Source organism: Azospirillum isscasi (genome assembly GCF_030849505.1).
In the GTDB taxonomy this organism is placed as follows: domain Bacteria; phylum Pseudomonadota; class Alphaproteobacteria; order Azospirillales; family Azospirillaceae; genus Azospirillum; species Azospirillum isscasi.
This window is the reverse complement of record NZ_JAUJFI010000067.1, coordinates 1-17700: the sequence shown is the minus strand read 5'-3', so window position 1 is coordinate 17700 and position 17700 is coordinate 1. Positions and strand designations below refer to the sequence as shown.

The window sequence follows — 17700 nt, the reverse complement described above, 5'->3', positions numbered from 1 at the left end:
AACGAGAGACAAGCATGGCCGCCACGACCGAAACCGTCGAACAGGTCCGCGCCGTCACGGAGCAGAAGTACAAGTACGGCTTCACGACGGACATCGAAGCGGACGTCGCGCCCAAGGGCCTGAACGAGGACATCGTCCGTTTCATCTCCGCCAAGAAGGAGGAGCCGGAATGGCTTCTCGAATGGCGCCTGAAGGCGTTCCGCGTCTGGCAGGAGATGGAGGAGCCGCGCCACTGGGCGAAGCTGTCCTACCCGCCGATCGACTACCAGGACGCGCACTACTACGCCGCGCCCAAGATGAAGGACCGCCCGAAGTCGCTGGACGAGGTCGATCCCGAACTTCTGAAAACCTATGAGAAGCTGGGCATCCCGCTGCGCGAGCAGGAGATCCTGGCCGGCGTCGAGGGGTCCGAGGGCAGGAGCCCGGCCATCGCCGTGGACGCCGTGTTCGACAGCGTGTCGGTGGCGACCACCTTCAAGGCCAAGCTGGAGGAGATGGGCATCATCTTCTGCTCCATCTCCGAGGCCGTCCACAAGTGTCCGGAGCTGGTGCAGAAGTATCTCGGCTCCGTCGTGCCCTACACCGATAATTTCTACGCCACACTGAACTGCGCGGTCTTCACGGACGGCAGCTTCGTCTACATCCCGAAGGGCGTGCGCTGCCCGATGGAGCTGTCCACTTACTTCCGCATCAACCAAGCCAACACCGGCCAGTTCGAGCGGACGCTGATCATCGCCGACGAGGGCAGCTACGTCAGCTATCTGGAAGGTTGCACGGCGCCCAAGCGCGACGAGAACCAGCTCCACGCCGCGGTGGTCGAGCTGGTGGCTCTGGACGACGCGCAGATCAAGTACTCGACGGTCCAGAACTGGTATCCCGGCAACGAGGAGGGCGTCGGCGGCATCTACAACTTCGTGACGAAGCGCGGCGCCTGCCGTGGCCGCAACTCCAAGATCTCCTGGACGCAGGTGGAGACCGGTTCCGCCATCACCTGGAAGTACCCGAGCTGCATCCTGCAGGGCGACAATTCGGTGGGCGAGTTCTATTCGGTCGCCATCACCAACAACTTCCAGCAGGCCGACACCGGCACCAAGATGATCCACATCGGCAAGAACACCCGCTCGACCATCGTGTCGAAGGGCATCTCCGCCGGGCGCGCGCAGCAGACCTACCGCGGGCTGGTGAAGATCCTGCCGAAGGCGGAGGGTGCGCGCAACCACACCCAGTGCGACAGCCTGCTGATCGGCGACCAGTGCGGCGCCCACACGGTGCCCTACATCGAGAACCGCAACCGCACCGCCCGCGTCGAGCATGAGGCGACGACCGCCAAGATCAGCGAGGACCAGCTTTTCTACTGCCGCCAGCGCGGCCTGTCGGAAGAGGACGCCGTGTCGCTGATCGTCAACGGCTTCTGCAAGGAGGTGCTGAAGGAGCTGCCCATGGAGTTCGCCGTGGAAGCCCAGAAGCTTGTCGGCATCAGCCTGGAAGGCAGCGTCGGTTAAACCGCCCACCGTATCGCGAAGGACGAAGAAACGATGATCGAGATCAAGAACCTGCACGCCTCGGTGGACGGCAAGGAAATCCTCAAGGGCATCGACCTGACGATCCGCCCGGGCGAGGTGCACGCCATCATGGGGCCGAACGGCTCGGGCAAGAGCACGCTGAGCTACGTGCTGGCCGGGCGCGACGGCTATGAGATCACCGAAGGCTCGGTGAGCTTCTTCGGCAAGGATCTGCTGGCGATGGAACCGGAGGAGCGCGCCGCCGCCGGCCTGTTCCTGGCCTTCCAGTACCCGGTCGAAATCCCCGGCGTCGCCAACACCACCTTCCTGAAGTCCGCCCTGAACGCCATCCGCAAGCAGCGCGGCGAGCCGGAGCTGGACGCCATGCAGTTCCTGAAGCTGGTCCGCGAGAAGACCAAGGCGCTGAGCATGACCGACGAGATGCTGAAGCGCGCGGTCAACGTCGGCTTCTCCGGCGGCGAGAAGAAGCGGAACGAGACGCTCCAGATGGCCGTCCTCCAGCCGAAGTTCGCCATCCTCGACGAGACGGACAGCGGCCTGGACATCGACGCGCTGAAGATCGTGGCCGAGGGCGTGAACGCGCTCCGTTCGCCGGAGCGGTCGATGCTGGTCATCACCCACTACCAGCGCCTGCTCGACTACATCGTGCCGGACCATGTGCATGTGCTGGCCTTCGGCAAGATCCAGCGCTCCGGCGGCAAGGAACTGGCGCTGGAACTGGAGAAGAACGGCTACGCCGAATTCGGCGTGAACGAGGCGGCCTGACCATGGCGACGACGACCCTCACGAAGGCACCCCGGGGCTACGACCCCGCGGCGGCCAAGCCCTTCCTGGAGCAGCTCGACCGGGTGAAGGGCGGACTGCCCGGCGGCGGACTGTCCTGGCTGGACGGCCTGCGCGCCCAGGGCCGCGCCCGCTTCGCCGAACTCGGCCTGCCGACCGTCAAGAACGAGTCCTGGCGCTACACCAACCTGCGCACGCTCGACAAGCTGGCCTTCCAGCCGGCCACCGACGCCGGCGACGACGTGCGCTTCGACGTGCTGCCGACCGTCCGCGCGGACGGCGCCACCGGCCCGCGGCTGGTCTTCGTGGACGGGCGCTTCCGGGCGGAGCTGTCCTCCACCGCCGGGCTGCCGGCGGGGGTGGAACTGCTGAACCTCGCCGACGCGCTGACCCGCAAGCCCGATCTGGTGGCCGGGCATCTGGGCCGCATCGCCGCCCCCGACGATCTGGCTCTGGTCGCCCTGAACACCGCCTTCCTGGCGGACGGCCCGGTGCTGCATGTGCCGCGCGGCGTCACGGTGGAGGAGACCATCGAGCTGGTCTTCGTCTCCGTCGGCTCCGAGGCGCAGCCGACCGCCTTCCACCCGCGCGGCCTGATCGTCGCGGAGGCGGAGTCCCGCGCCGTGATCGTCGAGCATCACGTGGGCTTGGGCTCCTGCACCACCCTGTCGAACGGCGTGACCGAGGTTTTCGTCGGCGCGGGCGCGTCGGTCCACCATTACAAGATCCAGCGCGAGCAGGCCGACGCCTTCCACCTGTCCCACACCGCGGCGAAGGTGGCCGGCAAGGGCGTGTACGACAACTTCATCCTGACGACCGGCGCCAAGCTGTCGCGCAACGAGGTGCGCAGCGTCCTCGACGGCGAGGAGGGTGACACGCACGTCAGCGGCGCCTACATGGTGCGCGGCGGCCAGCATGTGGACACCACGACCTTCATCGACCACGCCCAGCCCTGCTGCACCAGCCGCGAGGTCTACAAGGGCGTCATCGACGATCAGGCCCGCGCCGTCTTCCAGGGCAAGATCATCGTGCGCCCCGGCGCGCAGAAGACCGACGGCTACCAGCAGAACCGCGCCCTGCTCCTCTCCGACACGGCGGAGATCGACGCGAAGCCGGAGCTGGAGATCTACGCCGACGACGTGAAGTGCAGCCACGGCGCCACGGTGGGCGAACTGGACGACGACCAGCTTTTCTACCTGCGGGCCCGCGGCATCGACAAGGCGACGGCCCGCGGCCTGCTGATCGGCGCCTTCCTGGCCGAAGCGCTGGAGGAGATCGCCGAGGAAAGCGTCCGCGACGCCTTCCAGAGCTACGTCGCCGACTGGCAGAACGCGCGCTGAGGAGGGACCGGGAAATGGACACCCAAATTTCGGACACCCGGATCACCGACACCCTTGCCGGCTTCGACGTCGAGCGCGTGCGGGCCGACTTCCCCATCCTGTCGCGCACCGTGCACGACCGGAAGGGCCGGCCCGGCAAGCCGCTCGTCTACCTGGACAGCGCCGCCTCCGCGCAGAAGCCGCGTCAGGTCATCGACGCCATGACGCGCTTCCTGGAGGAGGATTATTCCAACATCCACCGGGGCGTCCATTTCCTGTCGCAGACCGCCACCGACCAGTTCGAGGAGGCCCGCCGCAAGGTTGCCCGCTTCCTGAACGCCCCGTCGGAGCGCAACATCGTCTTCACCCGCAGCGCGACCGAGGCCGTCAACCTCGTCGCCCACAGCTATGGCCGGACCTTCCTGTCGGAAGGCGACGAGATCATCGTCTCGGTCATGGAGCACCACGCCAACATCGTGCCGTGGCAGCTCCTCCAGATGGAGAAGGGCATCCGCATCCGCGTCGTCCCGGTGGACGAGCACGGCGTGCTGGACCTCGACGCCTACGAGGATCTGCTGTCCGACCGCACGAAGCTGGTGGCGATGACCCACTGCTCCAACGTGCTGGGCACGGTGACGCCGGCCAAGATCATCGCCCGCATGGCGCACGAGCGCGGCGTGCCGGTGCTGTTCGACGGCAGCCAAGCCGCCGTGCACGGCGTGGTGGACGTGCAGGACATCGACGCCGACTTCTACATCATGACCGGCCACAAGCTGTACGGCCCGACCGGCACCGGCGTGCTGTACGGCAAATACGATCTGCTGAAGAGGATGCCCCCCTACCAGGGCGGCGGCGACATGATCGAGAGCGTCAGCTTCGAAGGCACCACCTTCAAGGCTCCCCCCGCCCGCTTCGAGGCCGGGACCCCGGCGATCACCGAGGTCGTCGGGCTGGGCGTGGCGCTGGACTACATGGAGAGGCTGGGCCGCGAGGCCATCGCGGCGCACGAGCACGACCTGCTCCAGTACGCCACGCAGCAACTTTCCCAGATCGACGGCCTGCGCATCTACGGCACCGCGCCGGGCAAGGGGCCGATCATCTCCTTCACGCTGGAGGGCGTGCACCCGCACGACCTCGGCACCATCGTGGACCAGTACGGCGTGGCCGTCCGCGTCGGCCGCCACTGCGCGGAACCGCTGATGGACCGTTTCGGGGTCGGCGCCACGGCGCGGGCCAGCTTCGCCCTTTACAACACACGGGCGGAGGCCGACGCTCTGGTCGATTCGGTGATCGCGGTGAAGGAGTTCTTCGGAGCATGATGGACGAACTGCGCGAGCTGTACCAGGAAGTGATCCTGGACCACGGCAAGAACCCCCGGAACTTCCGGCATCCCGACGATGCCAACCGGGAGGCCAAGGGCGAGAACCCCATGTGCGGCGACCGCTTCATGGTCTATCTGAAGCTGAAGGACGGGGTGGTCGAGGACGTGGCCTTCCAGGGCCGCGGCTGCGCCATCTCCACCGCCAGCGCGTCCATGATGACGGAGGTGGTCAAGGGCAAGACCGAGGCGGAGGCCAAGGCCCTGTTCGAGACCTTCCACGACCTGTGCACCAAGGACGACCACGAGCACGGCGACCACGGTCCGGTGGACGAGGACGCCATGGAGCGGCTGATGGTGCTGTCCGGCGTCCGTCAGTTCCCGGTGCGCGTGAAGTGCGCCACCCTCGCCTGGCACGCGATGAACGCGGCCATCGAAGGCGAGGACAAGGCGAGCAGCGAGTAAGTTGCAGGAAACGGTGAACCGCGATGCCCGATGACGCGATTTCCAAGGACGGCGAAGCCGAAGAGGCCAAGCCGATGAACCAGACCGAAGCGGCCATCGCCGCGGCGAAGGCGGCCTACGACCCGCGCGCCGCGCTGAGCGAGGCGGTGATCTCGGCGCTGAAGAGCTGCTACGACCCGGAAATCCCCGTGGACATCTGGGAACTCGGCCTGATCTACCGCGTCGATATCGGCCCGAACAACGAGGTCGAGATCGACATGACCCTGACCAGCCCGATGTGTCCGGTGGCCGGCGAACTGCCGATGCAGGTGCAGCAGGCGGTTGCGTCCGTCGAAGACGTTACCACATGCAAGGTGGAACTGGTTTGGGAACCCCCCTGGCACCAGGGCATGATGTCCGAGGTCGCCCGGGTCCAACTGGACATGTTCTAAGGAGGCGAAGATCCCCATGGCTATGGCTTCTACGGCTTCTCTCCCGAAGGCCCTTTCCATCACCGACGCCGCTGCGGAGCGCGTCCGGATGCTGATGGCGAAGGCGACGGACGACTATATCGGCCTGCGCATCGGCGTGAAGGCGAAGGGCTGCTCGGGCCTCAGCTACGACGTGCAGTACGCCAAGGAAAAGATGAAGTTCGACGAGGTGGTGGAGGACAAGGGCGTCACCGTCCTGATCGACCCCGCCGCGGTCATGTTCCTGATCGGCAGCGAGATGGACTACGTGGACGACAAGTTCCAGACCGGCTTCGTCTTCAGGAACCCGAACGAGAAGGGCCGCTGCGGCTGCGGCGAGAGCTTCCACGTCTGAGGCCGATGGGTTGCCCTACGTAAAAGCCCCTGTTCCGTTTGGAAAAGGGGCTTTTTTACTCCTCAGGCCAGCGCATGGCACCGTGAATGACGCGGAGAATGGCGACGGCATCGTCCGTCCCGCTTGCGTCGATCAGATAGACGATGATGTAAGGCAGGCCGGGAACCACCAATTCCAATTTCTTGGTACACGCCCGGTCCGCCCAATCCTGGGCGTGCCGCCAATGCGGTCCACTGCGTCCAACACTCTACGGCCAACGGTCCCCGCTGCGCCTGGATTCCGCTGCTCGATCCACTCACAAATGCTGAGAAAGTCGTTCCGCGCCGGTTGTGCCCAGCGAATCTGATTCATTGCGTCTGGCCGTAACGGCGTTCGAACTCCGCCACGACATCAGCATGCTCGACCGTATCGCCGGCTTGCCACGCGGCAACTCCATCCTGAACCGCCGCTGCAAACTGTTCTTCGGTGCGGACAAAGGCCCGCAACGCCTGTTCGATCAGAACGTCCTTGGACCAGCCATGCTCATCCGCAAGCCGTTGCAGGCTGGCGTTCAAGTCCTCGCTGATTTCGGCATTCACGCGAACGGTTTTGCCCATCCTGCACCTCCACGCTCCATGATAGGCACGCACCGCATCGACGACAAGCGCGGCACCCGAGCACCGCAGCATTGTTTCCCGCCGTGCGCACCTCCCCTGTCCAACGGCACCCCGCGTCCCCACTCTCCATGCTAGAGTCCGTCCCCGCGACGCCGACACGGCCAGAACAAGGTTAGAGAAAAGCCCCATGGACAAAGGCACGCCCAAGGCCATCCGCCTCCAGGACTACCGCCCGCCCGCCCACCTGATCGACACGGTCGATCTGGCCTTCGACCTCGGCGAGGACGCGACCACGGTCCGCGCCCGGCTCGGGCTGCGGCGCAACCCGGCGCGCGGCGACGCGGCGGCGCAGCCGCTGACGCTCGACGGACAGCGGCTGGAACTGGTGTCCGTGGCGCTGGACGGGAGGCCGCTGAGCGACGCCGACTACACCGTCACGCCGGACCATCTGACCGTCCACAGCGTGCCGGACGCCTTCACGCTGGAAACCGTCGTCCGCATCAAGCCGCAGGAGAACACCGCGCTGGAGGGGCTCTACAAGTCCTCCGGCAACTTCTGCACCCAGTGCGAGGCGGAAGGCTTCCGCAAGATCACCTATTTCGCCGACCGGCCCGACGTGATGGCCCGCTACACCACCACGATCACGGCGGACAAGGCGCGCTATCCGGTGCTGCTGTCCAACGGCAATCTCATCGAATCCGGCGACCTGCCCGACGGACGCCACCGCGCGGTGTGGGAGGACCCCTTCCCCAAGCCCTGCTACCTGTTCGCCCTGGTCGCCGGCAATCTGGTGCATCAGGAGGACCGCTTCCGCACCGCGTCGGGCCGCGACGTGACCCTGCGCATCTATGTGGAACCGGGGAACGAGGACAAGGTCGATCACGCCATGCGCTCGTTGATCAAGTCGATGCGCTGGGACGAGGAGGTGTTCGGGCTTGAGTACGACCTGGACATCTTCAACATCGTCGCGGTCGGCGATTTCAACATGGGGGCGATGGAGAACAAGTCCCTCAACGTCTTCAACACGAAATACATCCTGGCGAAGCCGGAGACCGCCACCGACCAGGATTTCCTGGGCATCGAGGCGGTGGTGGCGCACGAGTATTTCCACAACTGGACCGGCAACCGCGTCACCTGCCGCGACTGGTTCCAGCTGTCGCTGAAGGAGGGGCTGACCGTCTTCCGCGACCAGGAATTCTCCAGCGACCTGAACTCGCGGGCGGTCAAGCGCATCGCCGACGTGCAGCGCCTGCGCACCGTGCAGTTCCCGGAGGATTCCGGCGCCATGGCGCACCCCGTGCGCCCGGACAGCTATGTGGAGATCAACAACTTCTACACCCCCACCGTCTACGACAAAGGGTCGGAAGTCATCCGCATGATCCACACGCTGCTGGGGCCGCAGGGCTTCCGCAAGGGCATGGACCTGTATTTCGAGCGCCATGACGGGCAGGCGGTGACCTGCGACGACTTCGTGGCGGCGATGGCCGACGCCAGCGGCGTGGACCTGAGCCAATTCAAGCGCTGGTACCGGCAGGCCGGCACGCCGGAACTGGACGTGACCGGCGCCTATGACGGCGCGTCGAAGACCTACCGGCTGACCGTGAAGCAGACCGTGCCCCCGACGCCGGGCCAGCCGGTGAAGGAGCCGATGCACATCCCGCTGGTCCTGGGGCTGCTCGGCCCGGACGGGGCGGACCTGCCGCTGCGCCTGAAGGGCGAGACGGAGGCCGCCGGAACCAGCCGCACCCTGCACGTCACCGAGGCCGATCAGACCTTCGAGTTCGTGGACGTGCCGGCCCGCCCGGTGCCGTCGCTGCTGCGCGGCTTCTCCGCCCCGGTGAAGCTGCGGGCGGACCTGACGGACGGCGACCTGACCTTCCTGATGTCCAACGACAGCGACGCCTTCAACCGCTGGGAGGCCGGGCAGACGCTCGCCACCCGGCTGCTGCTCTCCCTGGTCGCCGACCGGCAGGCCGGGCGGGAGTTGGCGCTGCCCCAGGGCTTCATCGACGCCGTGGGCGCCGTCCTGAAGGACGCCGACCAGGACCCGGCCTTCGCCGCGCAGGCCCTGGTGCTGCCGACCGAGGGCTATCTCGGCACCCAGATGGAGGTGATCGACCCCGACGCCATCCACGCCGTGCGCGAGTTCGCCCGCCGCCGGCTGGCGGAGGCGCTGCGTCCCGGCTGGCTGGACACGCACCGGCGCAACGCGGGGAACGAGCCCTTCTCGGTGGACGCCGCGGCCATCGGGCGGCGGGCGTTGAAGAACCTCTGCCTCGCCTACCTCATGGCGCTGGAGGACGGGGAGGCGCTCGGCCTCTGCCTCGGCCAGTACCACGGCGCCCAGGCGATGACCGACGTGATGGCGGCGCTCCAGTTCCTCAGCAACTCCGCCGCGCCGGAACGGGAGGAGGCCATCGCCGGCTTCTACGAGCGCTGGAAGGGCGAGGCGCTGGTGGTGGACAAGTGGTTCGGCGTGCAGGCGACCTCGCACCGGCCCGACACGCTTCAGCGGGTGACGGAGCTGCTGTCCCACCCCGCCTTCGAAATCCGCAACCCGAACAAGGTCTACGCGCTGATCGGCGGCTTCGCGGGCGGCAACCCGGTGCGCTTCCACGACGCCGGCGGGGCGGGTTATCGCTTCCTGGCGGATCAGGTGCTGCGGCTCGACCCGATGAACCCGCAGGTGGCGGCCCGGATGGTGGGGCCCTTCTCGCGCCTGCGCCGCTACGACGGCCCGCGCCGCGCCCTGATGAAAGCCGAGCTGGAGCGCATCGTCGCCACGCCGGGTCTGTCGCCGGACGTGTTCGAAGTGGCGAGCAAGAGCCTGGAGGCCGCGGGCTGAGCGGAAAAGGAAACGGGCCGGAGGGTTTCCCCTCCGGCCCGTCCATACCCCCGCGCCGAAACGCGGGCGTCTTTACTTCTGCTCGGCCAGGAAGGCGATCAGATCGTCCACCTTGGCGGCGTCCTTGATGCCGGCGAAGGCCATCGTGCCGCCCGGAACGACTTCCTTCGGGGCGGTGATGTAGGCCTTCAGGTTGTCGGCGGTCCAGGCCAGGCCACCGGCGGCCTTCTCCTGCATCGGCTTGGAGTACTTGAAGCCGTCGATCGAGGCGGCCGGACGGCCCACGACGCCGAACAGCGACGGACCGACCTTGTTCTTGCCCTGCTCGGCGGTGTGGCAAGCCATGCACTGCTTGAAGACGTCCTTGCCGGCGGCGGCGTCAGCGGCCTGCGCGGCGCCCGCGCCCATGGCAATGCCGGCGATCAGGGCGGCGCCCAGGATATGCTTCTTCATTGGTCAGATTCCCCCTTCCGGATAAGGCCGGCGATCGGAGCCGGCTGGTTCGTGCGCAGCATACACATTCTGTGGTTAAGGCCAACCCCCCAACGTGTCGCGCTCACGGCACAAACACCAAATGCGGGTTATTTCATCCAGGCAAGGAGGAGAAGAAGCACCGCGACCGCGATCAGCGCCGCCCACGGCACATAGAAGCCGCCCGGCCGCCGGGCGCCGGGGAGCGGGATCGGAATCTCCGGCGGGGCTTCCGCCACGGCGGGCGTCACCGGAGAGGCGGCGGCGCTTTCCACCACAGGTTCGGGCACCGGCTCGGGCGCCGGCCCGCCGACCACCGCGGTGAAGCGGGTGAAAAAATCGTCGGCCATCTTGCGCGCGGTGGCGTCCACCAGACGCGACCCGATCTGCGCCAGCTTGCCGCCGACCGTGGCGTGGGCGGTGTAGGAAAGGAGCGTCGCGTCCCCGTCCGCTTCCAGCGACACCTTGGCGCCGCCTTTGCCGAAGCCGGCGGCCCCGCCGGAGCCCTCGCCGGTGATGGTGTAGCCGTTCGGCGGGTCGAGGTCGGACAACGTCACCTTGCCGGAGAACTTGGCGCTGACCGGACCGACCTTGGCGACCACCTTCGCGGTGAGTTCCGTGTCGGAGACCTTCTGCACCTCCTCGCAGCCGGGGATGCACCGGCGCAGGATGTCCGGATCGTTCAGCGCCGCCCACACCGTGTCCCGCGGGGCGGCGATGCGCTGGCTGCCGCTCATGTCCATGACGTCGTTCCTCCCCTGCCCTCGTTACAGCCGAGCCTGAGCCGGACGATACGGCAAGGCCGCAACCGGCGACAGTCCCCCTTTCAGCCAAGGCAAGGCCGGATCAGCGCGGCGCGGGCGGAACGCAGTTCTGGACGATGGTCGTGCAGGCCGACAGCGAGGCGTTGCCGGGATAGGACACCTGCTCCACCCCGTCCGGCCCCAGGACGAAGGTCGCCTCGCACATGCCGGGAGACGACGAACCGATCGGAAGCCCGAACCCCAGCCCGACGCCGACGCCGCTGGAGCCGCCGCCCCCGAAGCCGCCGACTCCGATGCTGCTGCCGCCCAGCGGGTTGATCGCAACCCCCGGATCGGAGACGTAGGTGTAGTATTCCCGCCCGTTGGCCTGGGCCTGCCGCGCCGGAACCCCGGCGCAGGCGAGCAGCCGTTCCTTCGGCATGCCGACCAGTTCGGTCTGGGCGCGCCGGGCGATCTGCGGATCCGGCCCCGTGGCGCAGGACGCCAGGAGCGCCCCGGCCAACCCCAGAACCATCGCCGTCCCGACACGCCGAACCGTCATGACCGTCATCCTTCGATGCAGCACCGCACGACTGGCACAACCCCGCCCGCCGCTTGCGGTTCCCGGAGAAAGCCGGCTACCTAAACCGCATGAGTCCCGGCGCGGACGCCATTCGGGCATGGTTGGACGCTTTGGCGGTTGAAGGAACGGAGGATCGTGGTATGACTGACAAGGATTCGGTTTCGACTAGCGACGGTTCGGCGATGACCACGGTCTACCTCGCGCTCGGCAGCAACCTGGGCAACCGCGCCGCCAATCTGGCGGAGGCGCAGCACCGGCTCTCGCCACAGGTCCGGGTCACGCTGGCCTCACCCGTCTATGAAACCGCTCCCATGTACGTGACCGACCAGCCGGCCTTCCTGAACATGGTGCTGCGCGGCCAGACGTCGCTCGGGCCGTGGGAGCTTCTGCGCCTCGTCAAGGGCATCGAAGCGGAACTGGGCCGCGATCTGGAAGGCGGCCTGCGCTATGGGCCGCGCCCCATCGACATCGACATCCTGCTCTATGGCGAGTTGGTGATGTACGCGCCGGAACTGGAAATTCCCCATCCCCGTATCGCGGAGCGCGCCTTCGTGCTGGCTCCGCTGGCCGACATCGCGGGCAACCTCCGGCACCCGGCCATCGCGCGCAGCTTCGACGATCTCCTGGCCGCCGTGCCGGGCCGGGACACGGTGGTCCGCACCGGGACGGATCTGTCCGTGGCGGTCTGACCTTGCCGAGAGGGCGGGCGCCTGCGCTATAGTGGGCGCGGCGCAGCGACGAGGCGGCCGCCCGCGACCGGGCATGGACCAGGGCCGCCACCCGCCAGGAGATGTCTTTTTTGGCCAACGATTCCGTTTCCCGACACAGCGGTGCCAGCGACTCCGGCGCGGCGGCGACGACCTACACCATCCTGCTGCGCGACTTCACCGCCACCGTGTCGGTCGCCGGACGGCCCGGACGCCCGACCGTGCGCATCAGCCTGGAGCTGAAGGTCAGCCATCCCGGCCTGGGCTTCCCCGACGACATCACCGCGGTCATGTCCTACGAGGACATCGTGGAGGACCTGCGGCGGCTCTGCGCGCAGGAAACCCTGCCCGGCCCCGATTACCTGGCCGACCGCACCGCGGACCTGTGCCTGGCCCATCCGAAGGTGCGCCGCGTGCGCGTGGATGTGGAACTTCAGTCCCTGATTCCCGACACTGCCGGAGCCGGCGTCACCATCACGCGGAACCGCAGCCCGGAAGGCTAAGCCCGTCCGCCTCCCCCACCATCGTGGTAATCCGCTTGTCAATATAGGCAAGAAGGACGCGATCAGGCATGAACAGTCAGCGGCTTTCTGCCTTCATGCCCGCCGCGACAGGATGTTTCGCGATGCAGCATTGTTGCGAAATATCATATCTTGCATAAAATATGACAACGCCGCCATAAGGCCGGCCGGAATGCACAGGGAGGGTAACATGGACCATTTGCAGGCTCCGACCCTGTCGGAAATCCTGGACGAGCCCATCATCGTCGCCCTGATGAAACGGGACGGCATGACCGCCGAGACGTTGCGGCAGCTTCTCGAACAGGTCGGGCGCAATCTGCGCGCCCGTGAGGAGCGGCTGGCCGCCTGAGGGGTGGAGTTCGGCGGCCCGGCCTTTTCCGATCCCGGGATCACGACCCCAGAACGTCGCGCACCGCGTCCATCACCTCGGCGGGGGTGAAGGGTTTGCGCAGGGTCTTCTGCGCCCCCAACGCCTCCGCCACGGGAAGGACGTCCAGAGAGGCGCGCGCGCCGCCGCCGGAAATGGCGATGATCCTGATGTGCGGGAAACTCCGCCGCAGCTCCATGATCGTCGCCAGCCCTTCCTGGTTCGGCATGAAGATGTCGGTGATGACGAGGTCCGCGGGCTTCTCCCGGAAGGCGGCCACGCCCTCCGCCCCGTCCCGCGCGCCGGTCGCCGTGTGGCCGCCGCGGGCAAGCGTGCGCAGCAGCATGGTGCGCACCATGTCGTCGTCGTCGATCACCAGAACCTCGGCCATCCGTCCGCTCCTTTTCCGCCCGTCATGTTCCGTCAGGCTTCCCGGCTTTCGGCCAGGGCCTGTTGCGTCTGCCGTTCCTGGACCAACCGCCCCGCCAGGGTGACGAACTCGTCCGGCACCACCGGAGTCCGCAGAATCCGCGTGACGCCCGCCGCCTCCATCGCGGCCCCCTCCAGGTCGCTGCCGGGATCGGCGCAGACCAGGATCGGCACACCCGGAGACGCCGCGGCGAAGGCCCGCGCCAGGGTCAGCAGCCTCCAGGTCTGGGCGGCGTTCCCCTGCTCCAGCACAATCAGGTCGAAGCGCTCCGGCGCGATGGTGAAGAGGGCCAGCGCCCGCCGGCTGTTGGCCGAAGCGACCACCCGGAACCCCTGCATGCGCAGCAGCCGCCCCGCCATGCCCAGCATCGTCCGCTCCTCGCCCGCCAGCAGGACGCGGCCCCGCCCGCCGCGGCGCCCGCGGTCCACCGCCCGGCGGGAGCCGTCCGCGTCGTGGCGCGGCAGATAGACGGAGAAGGCCGCCCCCTCCCCCGGCGCGCTCACCACGTCGATCACGCCGCCATGGTCGGCCACGATTCCGTGGACGGCGGCAAGGCCCAGCCCGGTGCCCTTGTCCACCGCCTTGGTCGTGAAAAAGGGTTCGAACACCCGCTCCAGCAGGGCGCCGTCCATGCCGCAGCCGGTGTCCGCAACGGTCAGGCAAATGTAGCGGCCGGGGTTCAGCAGGGCCCGCGGCAGAACCTTCGGAGTCGCCACGGTGGCGTGGACCAGCGACACGACGATCATCCGGGCGCGGAAAACGGCATCGGCGCACGGGCCGCCGCCATCCACGGACACGTCCTCCCCGGACACGGCGTCCACGGCGTTCTTGCACAGGTTCACCACCACCTGATGGATCTGGGTCGGCGCGGCCAGAACCGGCATCTCCCCGTCGTCGCACAGGAAGCGGAGGGTGACGTCGTGGGGCACGGTGGGCTGCACCAGGGCCAGCGCCTCGCGGACCACGCCGCGGACGTCCACCATCTCCCGCCCGACCTTTTCCTTGCGCGAGAAGGTGAGGAGTTGCTGAACCAGCGACTTGGCGCGCTCCGCCGCGATGGTGACCTGGAGGATGTCGTCGCGCGCCTCCGTCCCCTCCGGCAGGCTGTCGAACGCCAGATGGCTGTAGCCGAGGATCGCCGTCAGGATGTTGTTGAAATCATGGGCGATGCCGCCGGCCAGAACGCCGACCGCCTGCATCTTCTGGGCGCGGCGGATGTGTTCCTCCGCCTGCCGCCGCTCGGTGATGTCCTCGATGGAGCCGACGACGTGGGTGATCCCGCCATCCTCGCCCAGGACCGGCGCGACGGTGACCGACGCCCAGAAGAACCCTCCCGGCCCACCGGCCACCCGGCGGCGCGCCGGCAGCTCGCCATGCCAGGTCCCGCCGCCGGAGAGGACGCGCCACATCTCGCGGGCCGGGTCGGAGCCGGGTTCGGCGAAGGTCTGGGCGAAGGCGCCGAGATCGGGGATTTCTTCCGGAACGCGCCCGGTCATGGCGGTGAAGCGCGGGCTGACGTAGGTGACCTGCCCCAGCGCGTCGGTGATGACCAGGGCGACCGGGCTCTGCGCGACGGCGAGCGACAGGGTGCGCAGCATCTCCCCGGCGCCGTCCGGCGCATCTCCCGATCCTGGACCCGTCCTTTCCGCCATCGACCGCCGCACGCCCCGCCCCGCCTCGCCGGGACTCTATCCCGCGGAGGCGGCGGGGCCGATACGGGCGGATTGCCGCAGGACGGGGCCGGTCAGCGGACGGAGACCACGCGGAATGGCCGCTGCACGCCGTCATGCTCGGTGATGGAGATGTATTCCCCCTCCACCAGCGTGTGGCGGTCGAAGCGGAAGATCGGCTCGTCGTCGTCGCTGTCGTCGCTGTCGTAATCGAACAGCCAGCCCCGGCCCCGGTGGGCGAGATGGCCGCTCTGCTCGTCCTCCCCGCGCCAGAAGCGGCGGACCGTGCAGTCCGCCTTGCGGCTGCGCCATTCCTCCAGGTTGAGGTGGCCGTCCGCGGTCAGCGGTGCGGTGAACTCATAGCCATGCTCCGCGCTGCCTTCCGGATGGTCGGCGGTGCGGGCCAGTTCGAGACGGATGGTCTTCAGGGGCACGGGCGTTTGTCCTTTGCTGGCAACGGGACAAGGCGGCGCGATGCGGCGGACGGTCGGGGAGCACGCCGACCGTGCCCCCCGCCATCCTCCCCCCGCCGTCTCCCCGACATGAACCCGCCGATGCCAACCGGACGGGGGGCCGGTTGTTCCCGACCTCCCCGCCATCCCGCAACGCCTTGCGGACGTGACGCGGGGCGTTTCCTTCCTGTCGCTTTGCCGTTCGCCCTTCCTTCACAGGGCCGGGTGCTGGTGCACGAAGCCGTCCAGGACCACCGTCAGTTCGCGGACGTGGACGGCCTGCCCATGACTGCGGGCCCGCTCGATGTCGTCGCGGATGATGCGGGCGATCCGGCGGATGCCCTCGGCGTCGTGGGCGAGGCAGCAGCCCAACTCGACCGCCAGGATTTCCGGCAGATGTTCATGCTCCGCGATGGCGTCGATTTCCTCTTCGGTCAGATCGCTGAGCGCGATGCAATCGTCGATCGTCAACATGGCGCGTTCCCTTCCCGAATGCCGGGCCTTGCCCGGACCGGAGTCCGGGCAGCCCTTGTGGTTGAAAACCACCGGCGTGGAGGACGCCTTTCGCGACGGCGCCGCGCGTCGGAACAGAATGGCCCGGCCCTCAGGAAAGCGGCCCGGTCGTCAGTGGGCCATCAGGACGGGCAGACCGGCGTGATTCAGAACATAGCGGGTCACGCCACCCAGGATCATTTCCCGCATCCGGCTGTGCCCGTAGCCCCCCATCACGAGGAGGTCGGACCCAAGTTCCGCGGCCTTGTTGATGATGACTTGGCCGACGGGTTCCGATCCCGGCTTCAATATGGTTACCTGAACGTTAACACCGTGCCAAGCCAGATATTGGGCAATGCGACGACCTGCCGCAGCCTGGGTGTGGGAGGTTTCGGCGGTCAGCACATGGACGGTGTCGGCGCCGGTCAGGAAGGGCATCGCCCCGGTCAGCGCGCGCACCGATTCGGGGCTGCCGTTCCAGGCGAGCGCCACCGTGCGTCCGATCTCCGCCGGCAGGGTGGCGGGGGCCAGCAGGAGCGGGCGGGCCGCCCCCAGCAGCGCGCTTTCCACCGTCGCGTAGGCTTGGCTGTTGCTGTCCAGGGTGGTGTGGGCGAAGACCAGCAGGTCGGCGAGGCGGCCTTCGCGCGGCACCACCTCCTCGACGCGGCCCGTCTCCTCCCGCCATTGGGCGGTCGGGGCTTCGACGCTGGTGGGCATGTCGCGCAGCTCCACGCCCGCGGCGCGGATCACGTCGTCGAAGGTGCGGCGGGCGGTGTGGAGGTGGGTCTTCGACTCGCCCTCGGCGGCGCGCATGATCTCCTCGACCATGGCGCCGGACATGCCCTCGCCCAGCATCGGCACGGCGTCGCGCGGGTCGAGCGACACGAACAGGGCATCGACATGGGCATCGAAATCGCGCGCGATCTGCAGCGCGGCGTTCAGCGCCACCGTGTCGCCATCGATGCCGGCCAGCGGCACAAGGATCGTCTTGAGTGACATGATCTCCCCCCGGGCCGTTTCCGCCGGCCCATCTTATGGACGGTGCCTGTCGGAACGACGGCTGGATGCACCGTATCCAGCGCCGCGCCGCAGGTATTTTAGATCATGGGAACCGGCGGCGCCCGTTCCACCTGGAATTACACCAGTCGTTCCAGCGCAGCCGCAAGCGTTTCCCCCGCATCCCTGCCAGCATTCGTACGCAGCCATTCGAGCGGACCGAGATCGTAGCCTTCCTGCCGTTCCGCGACCTCCGCCGTCGCGTCGGAGGCGTCGCCGCTGCGGGCGGCGATGCGGGCGATCCGCGTGCCCAGAGGCGCATCCAGCCAAATTCCGTCGAATCGCACGCCCGCCTCCGCCGCCACGCGGGCGGCGGAGGCGCGCTCCTCCGGGCGGGCGTGGACGGCGTCCAGAACAACCGCGTGTCCGGCGCCCAGCACCGCCCGTGCCCGGTCCAGCAACCCGGCGTAGACCCGCTCCGTCACCGCGGGCGCGTAGGCGCCGGGAGGAAGCCGCTCCGCCTCCCCGACCCCGAACAGGCGCTTGCGCAGCGCGTCGGAGCGCAGGACCACCACCCCCGGCGACGGCCCGAGCGACGGCACCAGGGCGCGGGCC

22 protein-coding genes are annotated in these 17700 nt (G+C 68.0%); 11 read left to right on the top strand and 11 right to left on the bottom strand.

The features are described from left to right. Positions 1-14 precede the first annotated feature (14 nt). The 7 genes from sufB to QSG27_RS14875 are packed head-to-tail and all read left to right on the top strand — an operon-like array spanning position 15 to position 6212. Entirely contained in the window at positions 15-1502 is a 1488-nt protein-coding gene (sufB, locus tag QSG27_RS14905; protein ID WP_306707411.1) for a Fe-S cluster assembly protein SufB, read from the top strand. 33 nt (positions 1503-1535) lie between these two features. Next, a complete protein-coding gene (sufC, locus tag QSG27_RS14900; protein ID WP_306707409.1) occupies positions 1536-2288 on the top strand; it encodes a Fe-S cluster assembly ATPase SufC in 753 nt (250 codons plus the stop codon). 2 nt (positions 2289-2290) lie between these two features. After that, positions 2291-3646 (top strand): Fe-S cluster assembly protein SufD, encoded by a 1356-nt coding sequence (gene sufD, locus QSG27_RS14895; RefSeq protein WP_306707407.1) that lies wholly within the window; start codon positions 2291-2293, stop codon positions 3644-3646. A 14-nt stretch (positions 3647-3660) separates the two neighbouring features. After that, positions 3661-4944, top strand: a complete 1284-nt coding sequence (locus tag QSG27_RS14890; protein WP_306707405.1) for a cysteine desulfurase — start codon at positions 3661-3663, stop codon at positions 4942-4944. Further along, complete coding sequence (sufU, locus tag QSG27_RS14885; protein WP_109069516.1) at positions 4941-5408, top strand: Fe-S cluster assembly sulfur transfer protein SufU; 468 nt, start codon at positions 4941-4943, stop codon at positions 5406-5408. Before QSG27_RS14890 ends, sufU begins: the two co-directional genes overlap by 4 nt. Before the next feature lie 23 nt (positions 5409-5431). Next, on the top strand, positions 5432-5839 hold the full coding sequence (locus tag QSG27_RS14880; RefSeq protein WP_306707402.1) for an iron-sulfur cluster assembly protein: 408 nt from the start codon (positions 5432-5434) through the stop codon (positions 5837-5839). A 16-nt stretch (positions 5840-5855) separates the two neighbouring features. After that, positions 5856-6212 (top strand): HesB/IscA family protein, encoded by a 357-nt coding sequence (locus QSG27_RS14875; protein WP_306707401.1) that lies wholly within the window; start codon positions 5856-5858, stop codon positions 6210-6212. A gap of 132 nt (positions 6213-6344) precedes the next feature. On the opposite strand, the gene QSG27_RS29275 is transcribed toward QSG27_RS14875, so the two are convergent. Together QSG27_RS29275 and QSG27_RS14870 are read right to left on the bottom strand one after the other, a co-directional pair. After that, on the bottom strand, positions 6345-6563 hold the full coding sequence (locus tag QSG27_RS29275; protein ID WP_407653214.1) for a type II toxin-antitoxin system RelE/ParE family toxin: 219 nt from the start codon (positions 6561-6563) through the stop codon (positions 6345-6347). Next, positions 6560-6808 carry a CopG family ribbon-helix-helix protein gene (locus QSG27_RS14870; RefSeq protein ID WP_306707399.1) on the bottom strand — a complete coding sequence of 83 codons (249 nt, stop codon included), beginning with the start codon at positions 6806-6808 and terminating at the stop codon, positions 6560-6562. Before QSG27_RS14870 ends, QSG27_RS29275 begins: the two co-directional genes overlap by 4 nt. A gap of 187 nt (positions 6809-6995) precedes the next feature. Between QSG27_RS14870 and pepN the strand changes: the two genes are divergently transcribed. Next, complete coding sequence (pepN, locus tag QSG27_RS14865; RefSeq protein ID WP_306707397.1) at positions 6996-9653, top strand: aminopeptidase N; 2658 nt, start codon at positions 6996-6998, stop codon at positions 9651-9653. Positions 9654-9725: 72 nt separating this feature from the next. Here pepN and QSG27_RS14860 read toward each other — a convergent pair whose 3' ends face one another. From QSG27_RS14860 to QSG27_RS14850, 3 genes are all read right to left on the bottom strand, one after another. Then, positions 9726-10106, bottom strand: a complete 381-nt coding sequence (locus tag QSG27_RS14860) for a c-type cytochrome (RefSeq protein WP_306707396.1) — start codon at positions 10104-10106, stop codon at positions 9726-9728. Positions 10107-10234: 128 nt separating this feature from the next. Beyond that, positions 10235-10867 (bottom strand): SRPBCC family protein, encoded by a 633-nt coding sequence (locus QSG27_RS14855; protein ID WP_306707395.1) that lies wholly within the window; start codon positions 10865-10867, stop codon positions 10235-10237. Between the two features lie 103 nt (positions 10868-10970). Further along, positions 10971-11429 (bottom strand): hypothetical protein, encoded by a 459-nt coding sequence (locus QSG27_RS14850; RefSeq protein ID WP_306707394.1) that lies wholly within the window; start codon positions 11427-11429, stop codon positions 10971-10973. A gap of 161 nt (positions 11430-11590) precedes the next feature. Here QSG27_RS14850 and folK point away from each other — a divergent pair, with 161 nt between their 5' ends. The 3 genes from folK to QSG27_RS14835 all read left to right on the top strand — a co-directional run bounded on the left by folK (position 11591) and on the right by QSG27_RS14835 (position 13027). Continuing rightward, the gene (gene folK, locus QSG27_RS14845) at positions 11591-12139 is read left to right on the top strand and encodes a 2-amino-4-hydroxy-6-hydroxymethyldihydropteridine diphosphokinase (RefSeq protein WP_306707392.1); all 549 of its coding nucleotides are present in this window, start codon (positions 11591-11593) and stop codon (positions 12137-12139) included. Positions 12140-12249: 110 nt separating this feature from the next. Next, positions 12250-12660 (top strand): dihydroneopterin aldolase, encoded by a 411-nt coding sequence (locus tag QSG27_RS14840; protein ID WP_306707390.1) that lies wholly within the window; start codon positions 12250-12252, stop codon positions 12658-12660. A 208-nt stretch (positions 12661-12868) separates the two neighbouring features. Then, entirely contained in the window at positions 12869-13027 is a 159-nt protein-coding gene (locus tag QSG27_RS14835) for a hypothetical protein (RefSeq protein ID WP_306707388.1), read from the top strand. A gap of 40 nt (positions 13028-13067) precedes the next feature. Here QSG27_RS14835 and QSG27_RS14830 read toward each other — a convergent pair whose 3' ends face one another. The 6 genes from QSG27_RS14830 to QSG27_RS14805 all read right to left on the bottom strand — a co-directional run. Next, positions 13068-13436, bottom strand: coding sequence for a response regulator (locus QSG27_RS14830; protein WP_306707386.1), 369 nt, complete (start codon positions 13434-13436; stop codon positions 13068-13070). Positions 13437-13468: 32 nt separating this feature from the next. Continuing rightward, positions 13469-15073 (bottom strand): ATP-binding protein, encoded by a 1605-nt coding sequence (locus tag QSG27_RS14825; RefSeq protein WP_306707384.1) that lies wholly within the window; start codon positions 15071-15073, stop codon positions 13469-13471. A gap of 146 nt (positions 15074-15219) precedes the next feature. After that, the gene (locus tag QSG27_RS14820; RefSeq protein WP_306707381.1) at positions 15220-15579 is read right to left on the bottom strand and encodes a hypothetical protein; all 360 of its coding nucleotides are present in this window, start codon (positions 15577-15579) and stop codon (positions 15220-15222) included. Positions 15580-15810: 231 nt separating this feature from the next. Further along, positions 15811-16071 (bottom strand): hypothetical protein, encoded by a 261-nt coding sequence (locus QSG27_RS14815; protein ID WP_306707379.1) that lies wholly within the window; start codon positions 16069-16071, stop codon positions 15811-15813. A 150-nt stretch (positions 16072-16221) separates the two neighbouring features. After that, positions 16222-17088, bottom strand: coding sequence for a universal stress protein (locus QSG27_RS14810; RefSeq protein ID WP_306707377.1), 867 nt, complete (start codon positions 17086-17088; stop codon positions 16222-16224). A 137-nt stretch (positions 17089-17225) separates the two neighbouring features. After that, on the bottom strand, positions 17226-17700 hold a 475-nt coding region (locus QSG27_RS14805), incomplete at its 5' end, for an AAA family ATPase (RefSeq protein ID WP_306707375.1).